A 20079-nucleotide genomic window follows, 5' to 3' on the forward strand; every position below is an offset into this window, starting at 1 on the left:
GTGGCACTCTTGTTAAAAAAATATGCCGGTAAGAAAGTGTCTACTCTTTTCAGCAGCTGATAAATAAAAGTAATGAAAAACAAACAAACCATCCGCGATATAGCCGATAAACTTCAATTGTCGATAACCACGGTTTCGCTGGTACTCAATGGTAAAGCGCGGGAAAACAGAATAAGTCAGGAGGTTATTGACCGCGTCCTGAAGTTTGTCAAGGAAGTGGACTACCGGCCTAATCATTTTGCGAGAAGTTTGAGAAATGGAAAATCCAAGATCATAGCTTTTATGGCAGAGGATATTTCAAATCCCTTCTTTTCCGGTATAGCACGCCTTATAGAAGACGGAGCCAACAACAGCGGGTACAAGATCGTGTATTGCAGTACGGAGAACAATGCGGAAAAGACCAGGGAGTTGATCCGGACGTTCAGAGACCGCAGAGTAGATGCTTATATTATCACGCCAACCGAAGGGATAGAAAAGGAGGTGGAAGGGCTTGTAAATAACGGAATTCCCGTGATGCTTTTCGACCGCTATTTTACCGGACTTTCTACGGGATATGTGGTTATAGATAATGAAGACAGTACATATAATGCTATACAACACCTTGTTGGGCAAGGGTATCAGCGTATTGGTTTTGTGACGCTCGATTCCCGGCAAACCCAGATGTCGGGGAGATACAGTGGGTATGCGCGCGCTATGGAGGTGCACGACCTGCCCGAATATGTTTTACGGATACCCTACGGGTGTTCCGAACAGCAGATAGAACATGCGATTGTTGGTTTTCTCTCGGAGAATGAGGATATTGACAGCCTGTTTTTTTCTTCGAATTATCTTGGGGTCAGCGGCCTGAAAGCCATAAGGCAAAAAGGACTGTCTATTCCCGGTGATATTGGGGTTGTTGCGTTCGACGATAGTGAGGTCTTCCGGATGTATACTCCTGCAATTACCACGGTAACACAGCCCATGGAAGAAATATCGACCTGTCTTGTAGATAGTATACTGGAGCAGTTGGTTCAGAAGGACGGCCCCGGAGAAATCCGGGGAAAGGAAATCGAATTGTCCGCACGTCTCGTGGTCCGCGGATCATCTGCCGGAAAGCAGAAATAGTAGCGTAGGGTAAGCGTGTTCTTCATACCCGATCAGTGGTTGCAATTTTCGTGAAAATGCCGTTTTTATATATTTTTCATTTCCTGTTGTGTTTTATTGGTTTTTATGTAAAAAAAATAGAGCTACTTTGCAGTATAGATTTTTTTTCGTAAAATAGCGCGATAAATACTCAGTTTTCTGTTATGATCTGCGGAAAAGCACTGATAAAAAACATGGAAAACCCCCGAATTTACTGGGTTTTTCGTAATCATGCTAAAACGTTTTAGCATTTTTGATATCAGGAGGTCGACATCTGTGAGAATTTCAGACTGGCAGATTACAGCGTTTTATCGGGTATAGAGTGTAAACCAAATACAGAACCAGTTTTGAAACATATCTTACTTTCGGGAATTCTTCTTGCGACCTTAGTTTCTGGGTACGCACAACAATCAGATAAAAATAACAATCCTGTTTTTGAAGGGTGGTATGCCGATCCGGAGGGGATTATTTTCGGGGATCAATACTGGATTTATCCTACATACTCCGCTCCTTATGAAAAGCAGGTCTTTTTTGATGCCTTTTCTTCACCTGACCTGGTGCACTGGACCAAGCACGAAAAAGTATTGGATACTGCAAATGTGAAATGGGCTAAAAGAGCAGTTTGGGCCCCTTCCATCATAGAGAATGGTGGAAAATACTTCCTTTTTTTCGGAGCCAATGATATTCAGAGTAATGAGGAGTACGGCGGTATAGGTGTTGCCGTTGCCGATCGGCCGGAGGGACCTTTCCGGGATCACCTTGGCAAGCCGCTTATCGATAAGTTCTACAATGGCGCGCAACCTATAGACCAGTTTGTTTTCCGGGATGCCGACGGTACGCACTACCTTATTTACGGGGGATGGAAACACTGCAATATTGCAAAGCTGAACGAAGATTTTACCGGTTTTATTCCCTTTGATAACGGAGAGACGTTCCGGGAGGTCACCCCCGAGAATTATGTAGAAGGTCCTTTTATGTTTATACGCGACGGTAAATATTATTTTATGTGGTCCGAAGGTGGCTGGACCGGTCCGGATTACAGTGTGGCCTATGCTATAGCCGATTCTCCTATGGGGCCTTTTAAGCGTATCGGTAAAATTCTTCAGCAGGATATGGATATTGCTACGGGTGCCGGACACCACTCCGTAATTAAAGTTCCGGAAAAAGACCGCTGGTATATTGTGTATCACCGCAGACCTTTGGGGGAGACGGACCGGAACTCGAGGGAAACCTGTATCGAAGAAATGCATTTTGATGAGGATGGTCTTATCCGTCCCGTAAAAATTACCGATGAAGGCGTAAAAAGCGATCCGTTACGTTGACCACTTGACCTTCAGGAAACTTTATAAATTGATTTAATTGAAGACCCGTAAAAAATAAAGAATGTCGTTTCAGATCAAAGAACAAACCAAGACCTATGATATTTGTATTGTAGGCTCCGGTGCCGGAGGGGGTATGGCAGCACATGTCCTTTCGGAAGCCGGATTTAAAATAGCGCTTATGGAAGCCGGACCGCATTTCGATCCGGCCAATCCCGAACAGCGTACACAACTTCGCTGGCCGTGGGAATCGCCAAGGCGTGGGGCAGGAACTTCCCGGCCTTTCGGTGATTTTGATATGGCCTACGGAGGTTGGGAGATCGATGGAGAGCCTTATACCAAGGAAGATGGGACGGAGTTCGATTGGTTCCGTTCCAGAATGCTTGGGGGGCGTACCAATCACTGGGGACGTATATCCCTGCGTTTCGGGCCACTCGATTTCAAAAGAAAAGATTTTGACGGAAAGGGAGATAACTGGCCGATAGGGTACGAAGATGTACAACCGTACTATGACAAGGTCGATAAAATGATCGGGGTATTTGGTACCAAAGAAAATATTCCTAATGAACCCGATGGTTATTTTCTTCCGCCTCCGAAGCCCAGGTTGCATGAATTGTACATCAAAAAGGGAGCGGAAAAAATAGGTGTACCTATGATTCCGTCCCGGCTGTCCATTCTTACCAAAAGGGTAAATAACAAAAGAGGAGCTTGTTTTTTCTGTAGCCAATGTTCCCGTTCCTGTAGTGTATATGGTGATTTTTCGTCGTCTTCCGTATTGGTAAATCCGGCTATGGAAACTGGCAATGTAGACCTCTATGTCAATGCCATGGTGCGTAAGGTGCTTACTGATGAGGAAGGAAAGGCGACCGGAGTGTCGTACGTAAACAAGGAAGATCTTCAGGAGTATACAGTTAAAGCCAGGGTTGTAATTATGGCTGCCAGTGCCTGTAGTTCTGCCCGGATACTGCTCAATTCCAAATCGGAAGCTCATCCGAACGGACTGGCCAACTCAAGCGATGTTGTCGGGAAATACCTCCATGACTCTACCGGGGCATCCCGGATGGGATTGATCCCGGATCTGCTGGACAGAAAGCGTTATAACGAAGACGGAGTAGGTGGAATGCACCTGTACACCCCGTGGTGGCTCAACGATAGTAAAAATCTCGGGTTCTCGCGGGGGTATCATATCGAGTACTGGGGAGGTATGGGCATGCCGGCCTATGGGTTTGGTTTTAACATGGAGAATATCAACGGGCAGCTTCCCGGGAAGAACGGAGAAAAGAAAAAGGCCGGGGGTTACGGGCTGGATTTTAAAAATGATATCCGGCGATTTTACGGAGCTACATTCGGTATGGCCGGTAGAGGTGAAAGTATCCCGCGAAAAGAGAATTTCTGCGAAATAGATCCGAATGTTGTCGATAAATACGGGATCCCGGTACTAAAATTCAATTACAAATGGTCCGATGAAGAACGTAAGCAGGCGCAACACATGCACGATACTTTCGAGGAGGTCATCCATTCCATGGGAGGAATAGCACTGGGACAACGACCGGGGGCGGACACCGATTACGGCCTGGAAAATCCTGGCAGGATTATCCATGAGGTGGGGACGACACGTATGGGTGATGATCCGAAAACTTCCGTAGTGAACAGGTTTAACCAGGCGCATGATGTTCCTAACCTGTTTGTGGTAGATGGCGGACCTTTTGTATCTCAGGCCGATAAAAATCCGACCTGGACCATCCTGGCTCTGGCCTGGAGGGCATCGGATTACCTCAAAGAAGAGATGAAGAAAATGAATATTTAAAAAGCAGACCAGGAGAAGATAAGTATCGGATTTTGCAGTGCAATAATCCTTCGGTAAACATATCTGCTCCTTTATAATATAACGAAGAAATGGACAGAAGAGAGACGATAAAAACCCTTGTTATAGGTGGTGTGGCATCCGGGTTGATGTTACATGGCTGTGTCCCTGCTGAGGATAAAAAAGAAGTTGTAGGTGTTGAGCCTAAACATGACGGTGAGGGGTACGGACGTACGCCCGAAGAAGCTGCGCATGATACGGAGCTGAAAAGTAAAACATTTTTTACCGAACACGAGATGGCTACCATAGCTGTTCTTGCCGATATTATCATTCCTGAAGACGATACTTCCGGTTCTGCCACAGAAGCCGGGGTTCCCGATTTTATAGAGTTTATAGTAAAGGATATTCCACAGCATCAGATTCCGCTTCGTGGAGGACTGATGTGGCTCGACCGGGAAAGTGCCTTGCGGTACGATAAGAAATTTATTTCCTGTTCGGACGGAGAGCGGGAAGCTATCGTAAAAGATATCGCCTATCCCGAAGAAGTCTCCCCTGAACTCAAGCAGGGGGCAGTGTTCTTTTCAAGGATCCGGAATCTTGTAGCTACCGGCTTTTATACCAGTCAGCTCGGTATTAAAGACCTGGGGTATGTCGGGAATACTCCCAATGTTTGGGATGGGGTTCCGCAGGATGTATTGGATAAACACGGAATGGCATACGATGAGAAAATGTTAAAAAACAGTATACAACCCGAAGATCGCGGAGAGATCATGAATTGGGATAATTATGAGGTCTGAAAAAATGTACAGACCGATTTTTTAAAAAACCTTCATGTTTTAGATTGTTGTGTAGGAGCCCGCTGCAGACCCATGTCTGTAGCAGGCTTTTCTTTGGATAGTGAGCGGGTATATGGATGTGATAATCTTTCCGGTAAGAAACTTTGCGTGGTGATATTGGGGATGTGAATCTCAAAAAGCGGAAACGTTAGTTCCGAATCGGAGATTTTATGAAACTCATAAATAAACAAGTCTTTTTTTGCGAGATAGATTTTTTTTCGCAAATTAGCACCTTGCTAATAAACTGTTAATTTTTTGTTCTGGCACCCGTATCATAAGATGATGCTTAAAAAGGTGCTAAATTTTTTGCTGAAATGCTAAAACGTTTTAGCATTTTCAATAAAAATGTGTTTTTAACAATGGTTTGTAACCAAAAAACTTAATTCTAAACTAAATCAGCATTTATGAAGACAATTTTAATGAACAAGCTTGTGCTTTTTGCGGCTTTGTTTTGTGCTGTAGGAGCCTTGCAGGCCCAGGTGACAGTCTCCGGAACCGTATCCGATGGTATGGGGCCTTTGCCGGGGGCGAACATTGTGGTAAAAGGTACTACTCATGGAACCCAGACCGATTTTGACGGAAATTACACCCTGGAAGATGTGCCCGAGGATGCTACCCTGGTATTCAGTTACATCGGTTATCAGAATAATGAGGTATCTGTAGCCGGGAAGACCACGATAAACGTAACGCTTCAGGAAGATACACAGGCCCTGGATGAAGTTGTCGTCGTCGGATACGGAACGCAACGAAGGTCTGATGTTACCGGTGCGGTTTCGACGGTAAGCAGCAAATCGCTTCAGGAAGCCCCGGTGACCAACCCCGAGCAGGCACTTGCGGGTAGGGCAGCCGGTGTTAATGTATCTACCAATTCCGGTCGTCCCGGTGGTAATACCAATGTTAGGATACGTGGTAATAACTCTATCAATGCCAGTAATGGTCCGCTTTATGTAGTAGATGGTGTCATCGGTGCAGGTCCGATCAACTATTTAAACCCAAACGATATCGAATCTATGGAAGTATTGAAAGATGCTTCTGCCACTGCTATCTACGGAGCTCGCGGAGCTAACGGGGTGATCATCATTACCACAAAAAGAGGAGGTAAAGACGGGGGACGTGTAAGTTACGATACTTTCCTGAGTATAGGAGAACTTTCCAGAAGACTTGATGTGCTGAACGCCCAGGAGTTTTTACAGGTGGAAATGAATTCTTATAATAACGCCCAGAAATACGATCCGACTGGTTGGAATGAAGGGAAGTACACCAATCCTATGGATTACAGGACCAACCGTAATCTTTTTGATGCAGACGGAAATCCGTTGTATGATACCGACTGGCAGAAAGAAGCTATGCGTACTGCAGTAACCCAGAACCATAACCTGTCATTCACCGGAGGTAACGAAGATACTTCGTACGGGGCATTCCTGAACTATGCAGACCAGGAGGGGATTATTAAGGAATCTTACCTCAAGCGTTATTCCGGAAGATTTGTACTGGACAGCCAGGTAAAAGACTGGTTGAAACTCAGTGGAGGTATTACCTTTAACCATATCGAAGAAAACAGGGTCGACGGTGCAGTTGGCGGACTTACGCCTTTAAGGATGATCGTAGAGACGTTACCGATTGTTCCCGTTAAGTACGAAGATGGTACCTGGGGGAGTAATGCAGACTATCCGAATATGGAAGGTGGAGAAAACCCTGTGAACCTTTTGAAAAACAGGAAAGATATATTCAAAACACAAAGTGTGCTCGGAGATATCAGTGCTACGATGGACCTTGCGGAAGGTTTACAATTGAAAACCAGCCTGGGGATGAACATCCAGAATATACAGGAAAGCTTCTATTCCGGAAAGGATCTCCGACAGCTTAGTGCGGATTACAACGGAGAGGCCTGGGTGCAAAATACCAGGACCAATTACTGGCAGTTTGAAAACTACCTGACTTATACCAAAGAATTTAATGAAAACCACAGGCTGACAGCTCTTGCCGGTTTGGGATGGCAACAATACGACTACTTCAGAAGTCGTGGCGGATCAAGAGGTTTTACGGATGATTTTTACCAGTGGAACAACCTTGAGGTAGGGGCGAATCCGCTTACACCTTTTTCCGAAACCTATAAATGGGCGATGAACTCTTATTTTGCCAGGGTGAATTACAGCCTAATGAATAAGTACCTGTTTACCGTAACGGGCCGTCTCGACGGTTCGTCTAAATTCGGGCAGGACCAGAAAAGAGCTTTTTTCCCTTCGGCGGCATTTGCATGGAAGATTTCAGAAGAAGATTTCCTGAAAGACAGTCATGGCTTGTCTAACCTGAAGTTCCGTACAAGTTACGGAGAAACCGGAAACTCAGAGATCGGAGTGTACCAGTCTCTGGCCAGTATGTCTTCCAATACTGCGATTCTCGGAGGCGACAGAGCGTCGGGAGTTGGTATAGGAACACTTTCCAATCCGGATCTCAAATGGGAAAAGACAGCCCAGTTCGATGCGGGACTGGAATTCGGATTCTTTGATAACCGAATCAAGCTGGAAACCGATTTCTATTACAAAAAGACTACCGATATGTTGCTGAATGCTCCGGTACCTACATCAAGTGGTTATTCCAGTATTTACACCAACATCGGTAGTATGGAGAACAAAGGTTTCGAAATTTCACTGAACACGGTGAATATCCAGACCGAAGACTTCGATTGGACCACCACATTCAATATCTCGGTGAATAAGAACAAAATACTCGCCCTGGGTGAAGCTGATGATGATATATTTCCCGGACCTTGGTTCCTGTCCAATACCAACGTACTGCGTGTAGGCGAATCTGTCGGGTCTTTTTACGGACTTGTACGTGAAGGAACATGGGGTGCAGATGAAGCTGCACAGGCCGCTACCTACAATGCACTTCCAGGAGATATAAAACACCGGGATGTTAACGGTGACGGGCAAATAAATGATGCCGACCGTGTGATACTCGGAAACGGTTATGCAGATGGTTTCGGAGCCTTGTTTAACACGTTCCGTTACAAGAACTTCGATCTTACCTTAGACCTTCAGTTTATGTACGGAAATGATATTCTCAACCTGTCCAGGCATTCCGGAGAGGATAGAACAGGGCAGGCCAACAGTTACGCGACTGTACTTAACGGGTGGACACCGGATAACCAGAATACGATGGTTGCCCAGAACAGACCGGCCAATTCGTATTATACATCAACGGTAGACAGCCGTATGGTTGAAGACGGATCTTTTATTCGTGGAAGAAACCTGATCCTCGGTTATAATTTTCCTTCCGATGTACTGGACAAATTGAAACTCGGACGACTTCGGGTGTATGCTTCTTTGCAAAATTTCTTCCTGATCACAGATTACAGCGGATACGATCCGGAGGTAACCACTTATGGAGATTCTTTTGCTCAGGGTATTACTTTCTTCGATTATCCGAAGCCAAGAACCTATACCGTAGGATTAAATGTTAGTTTTTAATCAAAAAAACAGAAGCGATGATGAAATTTATAAACAAACGTACCTATATAGCAGCTCTTGGTAGTGCAGCCTTACTATTGGGAAGCTCATGTTCGGATTTTCTCGATGAAGAAAACAAGTCCGATTACACACAGGAAAATTATTTCCAGACTGCAGAACACGCAGAAGCAGCGATTAATACCCTCTATTATGAATTACGCTTTGTATCGGATGGGTCCGGAACTTATGGAGAGAGTCCTTTTATGATGCTCGAATTTCCTACGGGGCTTCTCAATACCGAAGTAGGGCAAAGTCAGGCGAACAGGGATCTGCGTAACCTGACCACTAATGCCGAAAACAACTACCTGATTAATTGGTGGCAGCGTTCATTCAAATCAGTTGCCAATGCCAACCTGGCTATAGAGCGCATACCGGATATCGACATGAACGAAGGTGACAAGCAACGATTGATAGGGGAAGCCAAGTTTATGCGGGCATTCAACTATTTTAACCTGGTGCGTATCTTCGGGAAAGTGCCATTGATTCTGGAGCCCGTAGATGCAAACTCTGAGTTGTTATATCCCGAAAGAACAGAACAGGCCCAGGTTTATGAGGTTATTGTTCAGGATCTCAAAGATGCGGAGGAAGCAGGGCTGCCCGACACGGATAATACAGGTAGAGTAAGCCTCGGTGCTGTAAAAACACTGCTTTCCAGCGTGTATCTCACTATGGCAGGATATCCTTTACAGGCGGGCGATGAGTACTACAAGCTCGCCGCGGATAAAGCAGAGGAAGTGATCGATAACTTCGATTATCGTTTATTTGATACGTATGCCGAGTTGCATGATAAAAAGCTCGAAAATACGGGTGAATTTATTTTTCAGAACCAGTATTTGGCCGGAGCGAATATAACCAACGGACTTACAGCATGGTTACTTCCGAGATCGAAAAAAATATCTGTTTTTTCAGACGAGTACGGTGTAATGTACCCCACTCAGGCTTTTATAAACTCACATGAGACCGGAGACAAAAGAGTTGAGGAACAACAGTTTTATTTTACGGAATATCCGTCGATCGAAAATCCGGATGTTATGGTAGACTTCGGAGGATCCTATATCTTTAAGTATTTTAACGAGGAAGCTGCGCTGAATACGGCTCAGAACGATCTTAACTGGACGTTTTTCCGGTATGCGGAAGTACTTCTTACCTATGCCGAAGCCGGGTTTGAAGCCTATGGGCCTACGGCTAAAGTACTGGATGCTGTAAACCAGATCAGGGACAGGGCGGACCTGCCTTACTTCGATGCTTCCGTAACCCGGGAGGATATCTGGACAGAGCGTTTTCACGAACTGTCTTTTGAGAATAAAACCTGGTTCGATATGGTGAGGAGAAGAAAGGTTCTCGACCTCGAAACCGGACAATGGGAAGATTTCATAGGACATGAGTTTTCCTATGGACCCAAGCTCACGGAAAAATATTTGCTGTTTCCCGTTCCACAACGTGAGATCAGTAATAACACCAAACTGTTACCCAATAACACCGGGTGGTAGATACATAGTAAAAGCTGCCTGAAACCAGGCAGCTTTTTTTTGTTTTTTAGTTCGGGAAATACATTGGTGTAAATTCGACGATAACCCGTATTTTTAATAAATTTTTTAACCTCCTATGAAGAAGATATTTTTAACAACAGTTCTTTTCACCGTGTTTGCTGTGTTCCATACCGTACGGGCACAGACCGTGATGGTGGATAAGGTGAACAATCCCGTAGACTGGGCAAGTCCGCTGATGGGGACAGACTCCAAATACAGCCTTTCCAACGGTAATGTATATCCGGCTATCGCCCTTCCCTGGGGAATGAATTTCTGGACGCCCCAGACCGGTAAAATGGGTGACGGGTGGGCGTATATGTACACCGCTGATAAAATAAGAGGATTCAAGCAAACACATCAGCCTTCACCTTGGATGAACGATTACGGGCAGTTTTCTATTATGCCTGTTACCGGAAAACTGCGCTTTAACGAAGACGAACGCGCAAGCTGGTATTCGCATAAAGCGGAGACGGTAACCCCTTATTACTACAGCGTTTACCTTGCCGACCATGATGTAACTACCGAACTGGCTCCTACCGAGCGGGCTGCACGTTTCCGTTTTACATTTCCGGAAACCGACAGTTCTTATGTTGTTATAGATGCTTTTGATAAAGGATCGTATGTGAAGATCATCCCCGAAGAAAATAAAATAATCGGTTATACCACCCGAAACAGCGGAGGAGTGCCGGAGAATTTCAAGAATTACTTCGTCATAGAATTCGACAAAGCTTTTGAGATCACATCGACTTTCGATGGTGATACATTGGGGGATGCGCTGGAGATGCAAGCGGATCATGCAGGTGCTGTCATCGGGTTCAAAACCCGAAAGGGCGAAACAGTCAATGCACGCGTGGCCTCTTCATTCATCAGTTTTGAACAGGCTGTTCGCAACCTGGAGGAAATAGGTAATGACGATTTCGATACCGTAAAAGAAAAAGGAAGGGCCGTATGGAATAAAGCACTCGGACGTATCAAGGCAGAAGGAGGTACCGTAGAACAAATGCGGACATTCTATTCCTGTCTATACCGCTCTTTATTATTTCCGAGAAAGTTTTTCGAATATGATGAAAACGGAGAAGTAGTACACTACAGCCCTTATAACGGAGAAGTGCTTCCCGGATACATGTTTACCGATACGGGATTCTGGGATACGTTCCGTTCACTTTTTCCCTTTCTCAACCTGATGTATCCCGAACTCAATGCACAGATGCAGGAAGGTCTGGCCAATGCCTACAAAGAGAGCGGATGGCTGCCGGAGTGGGCCAGCCCCGGACTCCGTAATGTGATGATCGGGAACAATTCCGCATCCGTAGTCTCCGATGCTTACCTGAAAATAGACGGTAAGCACAAATATGATATAGAAACCCTTTACGAAGCACTTATACACGGTGCCAATAATGCGGGACCGCTTACGGCAGTAGGTCGTGCCGGAGTAGATTATTATAGCAAGCTCGGGTATGTGCCCTATGATGTGGGAATCAATGAAAATGCGGCAAGAACGCTGGAGTATGCCTACGATGATTTTACGATATATCAGTTGGGAAAGGCACTTGGAAAACCCAAAAAGGAAATAGAATTATACAAAAAGAGAAGCCTTAATTACAAAAAACTGTTCGATCCGGAAACCAAGCTGATGCGCGGTAAGAATAAGGATGGCAAATTTATGACACCTTTTAATCCTTTTAAATGGGGAGACGCCTTCACCGAAGGGAACAGCTGGCATTATACATGGTCCGTATTCCACGATGTGCAAGGGCTTATAGATCTTATGGGGGGCAATAAGGAGTTCACCGGACAGTTGGATAAGGTATTTTCGCTCCCTCCTGTTTTTGACGAAAGTTATTACGGTGGGGTGATTCATGAAATCCGCGAAATGCAGGTAGCTAATATGGGGCAGTATGCACACGGTAACCAGCCTATACAGCACATGATCTATCTTTACAATTATGCCGGAGAACCCTGGAAAGCCCAGTACTGGGTCCGGGAGACGATGGAAAGGATGTACAGGCCTACTCCCGACGGATATTGCGGAGATGAGGACAACGGTCAGACCTCGGCATGGTATGTATTTTCCGCAATGGGATTCTATCCGGTTTGTCCTGCAACGGACGAGTATGTGATGGGAGCTCCTTTGTTTCGTAAAATAACGATGACCCTCGAAAATGGTAAGGAGATCATTATTAGTGCACCGTCCAACAGCGATACCAATCGTTATATCAACACGGTGCATATAGACGGTAAGGAATATACCAAAAACTGGCTGAGCCATAAAGCGCTTATGAAAGGTGCTGTCATCGATATGGAGATGTCGGATACTCCCAATAAATCGAGAGGGGTGAAGAAGACGGATGTTCCGTATTCTCTTTCCAATCAATAAACCGAACCTATGTTGCGAAACGTGAGAATTAAAAAAGAATCCCTGTCCGCTCCCTTTTCCGTAAAGGGGTGGGCAGGTTTTTTTACTGTCGCTTCATTGCTTATCGCCGGCTGTGCGGAAAAGCAGGAAACAAGAACGGTAAAAAAAGAAAAAAATTTCCCTGTGGCAGATCTCGCACGCTATGTCGACCCTATGATCGGTACGGCCAAAATGGGCCATACCTATCCGGGTGCTACCGTACCCTTCGGAAGCGTGCAGCTCAGTCCGGACACCGATACCATTCCGTATGCTGTGGATGGGAAGTACAATCCGGATGTATATAAATATTGTGCCGGGTACCAGTACGATGATAAGACAATTGTAGGATTCAGTCATACCCACTTCAGCGGCACCGGGCATTCCGACCTCGGAGACTTCCTGATCATGCCTACGGTGGGAAAACTGCAATTAAACCCGGGAACTGCCGACAAACCGGAGCGCGGTTATCGCTCTTCATTTTCCCATGATACGGAAAAAGCAGAACCGGCGTATTACAGTGTACTCCTTCAGGATTACGATATCCGGGCCGAACTTACGGCCAGTAGCCGGGTAGGGATGCATCAGTACACATTTCCGGAGTCGGACGAAGCCCATATCGTGCTCGATCTTATGGCAGGAATCTATAATTATGACGAGAAGAATGTCTGGACATTCGTGCGTGTAGAAAATGATACGCTCGTTACCGGTTTCCGGCAAACCAACGGGTGGGCACGGACGAGGAAAGTGTATTTTGCGATGTCGTTCAGTAAACCTTTCGTAAAGTACGGACAGGAAAAGTATGATGACAATGTGTACAAGGGATTCTGGAGAAAGTTTGATCAGGATGAGAATTTCCCCGAAATGGCAGGCGAAAAGCTCCGTACTTACTTCGATTTCAAAACCGGTAAGGGCGAAAAAGTGAAGATAAAGTTTGCTATCTCTCCCGTAAGTACGGAGGGGGCATTAAATAATATGCAAACCGAAATCCCGCATTGGGATTTCGAAAAAGTGAAGAAAGAGGGGCGAGAAAAGTGGAATACAGAGCTTAACAAAGCGGTAGTAGAGACAGTTTCCGAAGAAGACATGGTCAATTTTTACACGGCCATGTATCACGCTTTCCTGGGACCTACCGAATATATGGATGTCGATGGTAAATATCGTGGTCTGGACATGAATGTTCATCAGGCCGATAATTTTACTAACTACACCAGTTTTTCGCTTTGGGATACCTATCGGGCCTTACATCCTCTGTTCAACCTGGTACAATCCCGGAGAAACAGCGATATGGTACAGTCCATGCTTGCGCATTACGATCAGAGTGTTCATCCTATGCTTCCCGTATGGTCTCATTATGCCAATGAGAATTGGTGTATGATAGGTTATCACAGTGTGTCTGTCATTGCCGATGCTATTGTGAAGGGAAATACTACCGGGTTTGATGCAGATCATGCCCTGGATGCTTGTGTGCAGACCGCACGTACAAGATATTACGACGGATTACAGTATTATATGGATATGGGATATGTGCCCGAAGATAAAAACGGGGCATCCGTATCCAAGACTCTGGAATATGCCTATGATGACTGGGCAATAGCACAGGCCGCAAAAAAGCTGGGAAAAGAAGATGTTTATCGTGAATTTATCAAAAGGTCCGAAAACTATAAAAATGTTTTCGATAAAGCTTCAGGCTTTATGCGTCCCCGGCTCAGCGATGGAAGCTTTAAGAAAGCATTCGATCCGCTCGATACGCACGGACAGGGTTTTATCGAAGGGAATTCCTGGAATTACAGTTTGTATGTACCGCACGATCCGACAACCATGATCGATATGATGGGAGGAAAAGCCCGTTTTTCCGAACGCCTCGATTCGTTGTTTACTATGGAATTACCTGATAAGTACTTCGAAAAAACAGAAGATATTACCCGGGAAGGGATTATCGGTAATTACGTACATGGTAACGAGCCTTCGCACCATGTCGTGTATCTCTATAACTGGACGGATGCACCCTGGAAATCACAGGACAAGATCCGTATGATCCTAAGAAAAATGTACCGGACCGGGGAAGATGGTCTCGGCGGAAATGACGATTTCGGACAAATGAGCGCCTGGTATATTTTCAGTGCGCTGGGCTTTTATCCGGTAGCGCCGGGATCCCAGGATTATGCGCTCGGAAGCCCGGCAGTCAAGCATGCCAATATTCATTTGGAAAATGGTAACATACTCGAAATTACCGCAGAAAACCAGTCCGAAGAAAATGTATTTGTACAAAAGGTTGAATTTAACGGCGAGGAGCTTCAGAAACCGTTTCTCAGGCACGAAGACCTTCTTGGTGGCGGAAAACTCACTTTTTATATGTCTGACACCCCGAGCGAAGACCTGTACAGATAACAGAAATTTTAATAGTTGAATAGTCGGAAAGCACTTCCCGAAGTTGAATACGGGAGGTGCTTTTTTATTGTTGTATCTTACGGATCGTTTAAAGATGATTTTCAAACGTTCATGGAGTGAATATTTAAAATATAACAATAAACCTTTGTAATGTTATATTTGATTAGATATATTTGAAAAGGTAATTGAATACGAAGAACATGAGATCAGACCGCTTTGAATCCCCGGATTATTATCAGCTCGATGACCTGTTGACCGAAGAACACAAACTGGTACGTTCGGCCTCCCGGGAATGGGTGAAACGTGAGGTATCTCCCGTCATAGAAGACTATGCACAACGTGCCGAGTTTCCGAAGCACCTCCTTGGTGGTTTGGCAGAGATAGGTGCTTTTGGTCCCTATATTCCTGAAAAGTACGGTGGTGCCGGACTGGATCAGATCAGTTACGGGCTTATCATGCAGGAAATCGAAAGAGGGGACAGTGGGATACGGTCTACAGCTTCGGTCCAGTCGTCGCTGGTGATGTACCCGATATGGAAATACGGAACAGAAGAACAACGCAAAAAGTACCTGCCCAAACTGGCTTCGGGTAAGTTTATGGGGTGCTTTGGCCTTACCGAACCCGATTTCGGTTCCAATCCGGCCGGTATGGTAACCAACTTCAAGGACAAAGGAGATCATGTATTGCTCAACGGGGCCAAATTATGGATATCCAACGCACCTTTTGCAGATATAGCCATTGTCTGGGCCAAAGATGAGCAGGAGCGGATTCACGGACTTATCGTAGAGCGGGGTATGGAAGGATTTTCCACACCAGAAACCCATCACAAATGGTCTTTGCGGGCATCGGCTACCGGGGAGCTTATCTTCGATAATGTAAAGGTCCCCAAAGCGAATATCTTACCCGGAAAAAGTGGTCTCGGTGCACCTTTGGGATGTCTCGATTCCGCACGTTACGGGATCGCCTGGGGTGCTGTAGGGGCGGCGATGGATTGTTATGACACCGCGTTGCGGTACGCAAAAGAACGTGTACAATTTGGGAAGCCTATTGGAGCCACACAGTTACAGCAAAAGAAACTGGCCGAGATGATCACGGAGATAACCAAAGCTCAGCTCCTGGCCTGGAGGTTGGGGGTATTGCGTAATGAAGGAAAAGCGACCACGGCGCAAATCTCTATGGCAAAACGGAACAATGTGGATATTGCCATAAAAATAGCACGGGAAGCAAGGCAGGTACTCGGAGGTATGGGAATTACGGGGGAGTACAGCATTATGCGGCACATGATGAACCTCGAAAGCGTTATTACCTACGAAGGAACTCACGACATACACCTGTTGATTACAGGGGCGGACATCACCGGTTTCAGTGCATTCAAATAAAAAATCATTGGCCGGAAAACCCGATTATTGCCTATATTAGAGAAATGATAGAAGCCTTGAAGCAAAATTACGGTTACCTCTTCGAACCCGCTCTTTTAGAGGGAATAAGCAATGTCGGGCAATTGAAAAAAGTGCCCGAAGGCTTTCAGCTTATGGATATCGGCGAACCTATAAAAGGAATGCCGCTGATTCTGGATGGCGCCATAAAGATTCTTCGTGAAGACGAAAAAGGCAATGAATTGGTACTTTATTTCATAGAACGTGGCGATACCTGTGCCATGACCCTTTCGTGTTGTGTTGGAATGGCGAAAAGTGAGATCAGGGCGGTTGCGGAAACCGATACGACATTGATCATGATCCCGGTAGAAAAAATGGAAAACTGGATGGCGACGTATAAGAGCTGGCGCCAGTTTATCCTGCAAAGTTATCATGACAGGCTTATGGAAATGCTCGATACTATAGACTCTATCGCTTTCCTGAAAATGGACGAGCGTCTACTTCGTCATCTCCGGGACAAGGCCATGATCACCAGGGACGATGTGATACAGACTACACATCAGGAAATAGCACAAGACCTCAATACATCCAGAGTTGTGATATCCAGGCTACTTAAAAAACTGGAAAACCAGGGGAAAATACAATTGTTCCGGAACAGTATCAAGGTGATAGACCTCTAATACCGCAGCCTTCTCTATGTGGTGATCATTCGGCAACGTGTGCATTTGCATCAGTGTCGTGTAACCTTTGTTACCGATTACCTTTTCCGGATATCCTACTTTTGCGTCATAAGATAAGTATAAAGGTTATGGATATCATCCAAATATCGGGTTTTGCAGGAGCTTTGGTCATAGGTGTAGTACTCGGGCTTATCGGGGGTGGAGGTTCGATCCTCACAGTGCCTGTCCTGGTGTATCTTATGGGGGTTAACCCTGCCACAGCCACCGGTTATTCACTTTTTGTAGTAGGGGTTTCTTCGCTCATCGGGGCCTTCATTAATATGAAGAAAAAACTGGTACAGGTACGGACAGCTTTTGTTTTTGCCTTTCCTGCCTTTGTGGTGGTGTATATTATGAGAAGGTTTGTAATGCCTTCTATTCCGCACGACCTGTTTTCCATAAGCGGTATAGCGATCACCAAAGATCACCTGATTATGGTGTTTTTTGCTGTTATCATGCTGATTACTTCCGTGTCTATGCTTCGCAACAAGAAGCGGAACATCATTACCAACGTTTCCAACTACCATTACCATATTCTTTTTCTCGAAGGCATTCTGGTAGGTGTCGTAGCCGGTTTTGTCGGTGCCGGAGGGGGATTTCTTATTATTCCGGCGCTGGTTTTGTTCGCGAGGCTCCCTATGAAAAAGGCCGTAGCGACCTCGCTATTGATCATATCCATAAATTCCATCATAGGATTTGCCGGGGATGTCGGCGTTATGGAAATCGACTGGACACTACTTCTGACCTTTACGGGGATTTCTGTATTGGGCATATTTGCAGGAAGCTATCTTTCGGGCAGGGCAGACGGAAAAAAACTCAAAAAAGGGTTTGGCTGGTTTGTGTTGGTTATGGCGGTTTATATCCTTATCGAAGAATTTACACATTTGTAAACAGAACTAAAAACAACCTATTAAATTTGTGCATATGAAAGTAGAGCAAATATATACAGGCTGCCTGGCCCAGGGCGCATATTACATCGAAAGCAAAGGTGAGGTCGCTATTATAGATCCGTTGCGCGAAGTACATCCGTACATAGAAAAGGCGGAAAAAAACGGTGCGAGGATCAAGTACATTTTCGAGACCCATTTTCATGCAGATTTTGTAAGCGGGCACCTCACGCTTTCCAGAGAAACCGGGGCGCCTATTGTGTACGGACCTACCGCAAAACCTGAATTTGACGCCGTGGTAGCCCGTGATCAGCAGGAATTTTCGCTGGGCGAACTTACTATTGTAGTGTTGCACACTCCGGGACATACCATGGAGAGTACAACCTATCTTCTCCGGGACAAAGAAGGGAAAGATTATGCTATTTTCAGCGGTGATACGCTTTTTCTGGGAGATGTGGGCCGACCGGACCTGGCACAAAAAGCGGCACATATGACTCAGGAGGAACTGGCCGGATTGCTATATGACAGTCTTCGTCAAAAAATAATGCCGTTGCACGACGAGGTAATCGTGTATCCCGGACATGGAGCGGGGTCGGCCTGTGGTAAAAATATGATGAAGGAAACGGTGGATACACTGGGTCATCAGAGAAAAGTAAACTATGCGCTCCGGGAAGACATGACCCGCGAAGAATTTATCAGGGAGGTGACCGATGGATTATTACCGCCACCGCAGTACTTTCCGGATAATGTAAGGATGAACAAAGAAGGTTATGCTCATATCGATGAGGTGCTGAAACGGGGAGCAAGCCCTTTGAATCCCGCCGATTTCGAAGCTATGGCCAATGAAACCGGCGCGGTGGTACTCGATGTAAGACACCAGTCCGAATTTGAAAAGGGACATATTCCAAGATCGGTTTTTATAGGTATCGATGGCGGCTTTGCCCCATGGGTGGGAGCCCTGATCATGGATACCCGCCAACCCATACTGTTGGTGACCCCGAGGGGAAGGGAAGAAGAAACCGTAACCAGGTTATCGCGTGTAGGTTTTGACCATACGCTGGGTTTTCTTGAAGGTGGGTTCGAAGCGTGGAAAAATGAAGGAAGACCTTATGATACTGTCACTTCCGTAAGTCCGGAAACGTTTAAAGATATTCGGGAAAAGGAAAACGTGGAGGTGTTCGATGTTCGTAAAGAAACAGAGTTTGAAGCCGGCCACATAGCCAAAGCACACCTTACTCCCCTGGATTATATCAATGATTATTTGTCCGAATTCCCGGAGGGAGAACGATTCTATATTCACTGTGCAGGAGGATACCGTTCCATGATTGCGGCTTCGATTTTAAAGAGCAGGGGTATTCACAATTTTGCAGATGTTTCGGGTGGTTTCGGAGCCATCAAAGAAAGCGGTGTGGAAATAGTGAGTTAAGCACAATTACAACTCCATAAGACGTATTCGTATGAAGGTCGTTTCTGTTGGGAACGGCCTTTTTGCTATCGTATTTTCATAGAATCAATAGTTCTGCCGGTGCTTGTCGAATTCCGTAAAGAATTCTGCAGAGGTCATGTGAAGTGCGGGTGCAAGGATTTCACTACACCAGAACATCGTAGGACTTACCTTTCCGCGTTCTATAGCAGAGATATTCTGGGAGTTATTCCCTACCCTTGAGGCGAGCTGGGATTGTGTAAGTTTCTTTTCCTCCCGTTTACGCCGGATAAAGCCACCCAGAAGATTATTAAAAGATTGTTTATCCATAGTACAGGTGGAAATTCCTAAATTTTCCACACCTGGTTGTAACGATATATGGTTAGTTTTTCTTTATATTTGTTTTCGTTATCACAAAAAAGGACGTACTACCGGCTCCGGAAAACAATATAAAAGCAGGTTGTTTGGATACGCCGGTCATTGTAGAGGACACGTTCTTATGTCCCGCCTGATCCAATCGGGGTGGTTCTTTTTACAAGATCTGCGGGCCGCTTCATAAGTAAGGATGGGTGTCCTTTACGAAGCGGTTGGTAAAAGCTGTTCTGAAAAGGGCAGCTTTTTTTTGTAACAGGAACTCTTTGTGTTGATACATCATATATTCCCGTTATAATTTTTCATGCTCTTTAATGATATTAGGCATTATTTCTTTGTGACATAGAGCAGGAATCTTCGGGAAGAACAGTGGAATACATTCATCAAGTCGAAGTGT

Annotated in this window: 13 protein-coding genes; 12 read left to right on the forward strand and 1 reads right to left on the reverse strand. The window is 45.4% G+C overall.

The annotated features are described in order from the left end of the window. Positions 1 to 72: 72 nt before the first annotated feature. The 12 genes from BT112_RS05220 (at position 73) to BT112_RS05275 (ending at position 19313) form a co-directional block, all read left to right on the forward strand. The gene (locus BT112_RS05220; protein ID WP_072316317.1) at positions 73 to 1104 is read left to right on the forward strand and encodes a LacI family DNA-binding transcriptional regulator; all 1032 of its coding nucleotides are present in this window, start codon (positions 73 to 75) and stop codon (positions 1102 to 1104) included. 365 nt (positions 1105 to 1469) lie between these two features. Then, entirely contained in the window at positions 1470 to 2444 is a 975-nt protein-coding gene (locus tag BT112_RS05225; protein ID WP_072316318.1) for a glycoside hydrolase family 43 protein, read from the forward strand. Positions 2445 to 2505: 61 nt separating this feature from the next. Continuing rightward, on the forward strand, positions 2506 to 4248 hold the full coding sequence (locus BT112_RS05230) for a GMC family oxidoreductase (protein WP_072316319.1): 1743 nt from the start codon (positions 2506 to 2508) through the stop codon (positions 4246 to 4248). A gap of 89 nt (positions 4249 to 4337) precedes the next feature. Then, the gene (locus tag BT112_RS05235; protein WP_072316320.1) at positions 4338 to 5042 is read left to right on the forward strand and encodes a gluconate 2-dehydrogenase subunit 3 family protein; all 705 of its coding nucleotides are present in this window, start codon (positions 4338 to 4340) and stop codon (positions 5040 to 5042) included. Between the two features lie 443 nt (positions 5043 to 5485). After that, positions 5486 to 8554, forward strand: coding sequence for a SusC/RagA family TonB-linked outer membrane protein (locus BT112_RS05240; protein ID WP_072316321.1), 3069 nt, complete (start codon positions 5486 to 5488; stop codon positions 8552 to 8554). A gap of 17 nt (positions 8555 to 8571) precedes the next feature. Continuing rightward, on the forward strand, positions 8572 to 10083 hold the full coding sequence (locus BT112_RS05245) for a RagB/SusD family nutrient uptake outer membrane protein (RefSeq protein ID WP_245776986.1): 1512 nt from the start codon (positions 8572 to 8574) through the stop codon (positions 10081 to 10083). Between the two features lie 115 nt (positions 10084 to 10198). Then, on the forward strand, positions 10199 to 12499 hold the full coding sequence (locus BT112_RS05250; RefSeq protein ID WP_072316322.1) for a GH92 family glycosyl hydrolase: 2301 nt from the start codon (positions 10199 to 10201) through the stop codon (positions 12497 to 12499). Between the two features lie 9 nt (positions 12500 to 12508). Beyond that, positions 12509 to 14905, forward strand: coding sequence for a GH92 family glycosyl hydrolase (locus BT112_RS05255; RefSeq protein WP_083564798.1), 2397 nt, complete (start codon positions 12509 to 12511; stop codon positions 14903 to 14905). Positions 14906 to 15105: 200 nt separating this feature from the next. After that, complete coding sequence (locus BT112_RS05260; RefSeq protein ID WP_072316323.1) at positions 15106 to 16284, forward strand: acyl-CoA dehydrogenase family protein; 1179 nt, start codon at positions 15106 to 15108, stop codon at positions 16282 to 16284. A gap of 44 nt (positions 16285 to 16328) precedes the next feature. Then, a complete protein-coding gene (locus BT112_RS05265; protein ID WP_072316324.1) occupies positions 16329 to 16961 on the forward strand; it encodes a Crp/Fnr family transcriptional regulator in 633 nt (210 codons plus the stop codon). Positions 16962 to 17089: 128 nt separating this feature from the next. Beyond that, positions 17090 to 17890, forward strand: a complete 801-nt coding sequence (locus BT112_RS05270; protein ID WP_072316325.1) for a sulfite exporter TauE/SafE family protein — start codon at positions 17090 to 17092, stop codon at positions 17888 to 17890. Positions 17891 to 17924: 34 nt separating this feature from the next. Then, positions 17925 to 19313, forward strand: coding sequence for an MBL fold metallo-hydrolase (locus tag BT112_RS05275; protein WP_072316326.1), 1389 nt, complete (start codon positions 17925 to 17927; stop codon positions 19311 to 19313). Positions 19314 to 19397: 84 nt separating this feature from the next. On the opposite strand, the gene BT112_RS05280 is transcribed toward BT112_RS05275, so the two are convergent. Beyond that, positions 19398 to 19670 carry a helix-turn-helix domain-containing protein gene (locus tag BT112_RS05280; RefSeq protein WP_072316327.1) on the reverse strand — a complete coding sequence of 91 codons (273 nt, stop codon included), beginning with the start codon at positions 19668 to 19670 and terminating at the stop codon, positions 19398 to 19400. Positions 19671 to 20079 lie beyond the last annotated feature (409 nt).

Source organism: Sinomicrobium oceani, assembly GCF_900119185.1.
Taxonomy (GTDB): domain Bacteria; phylum Bacteroidota; class Bacteroidia; order Flavobacteriales; family Flavobacteriaceae; genus Sinomicrobium; species Sinomicrobium oceani.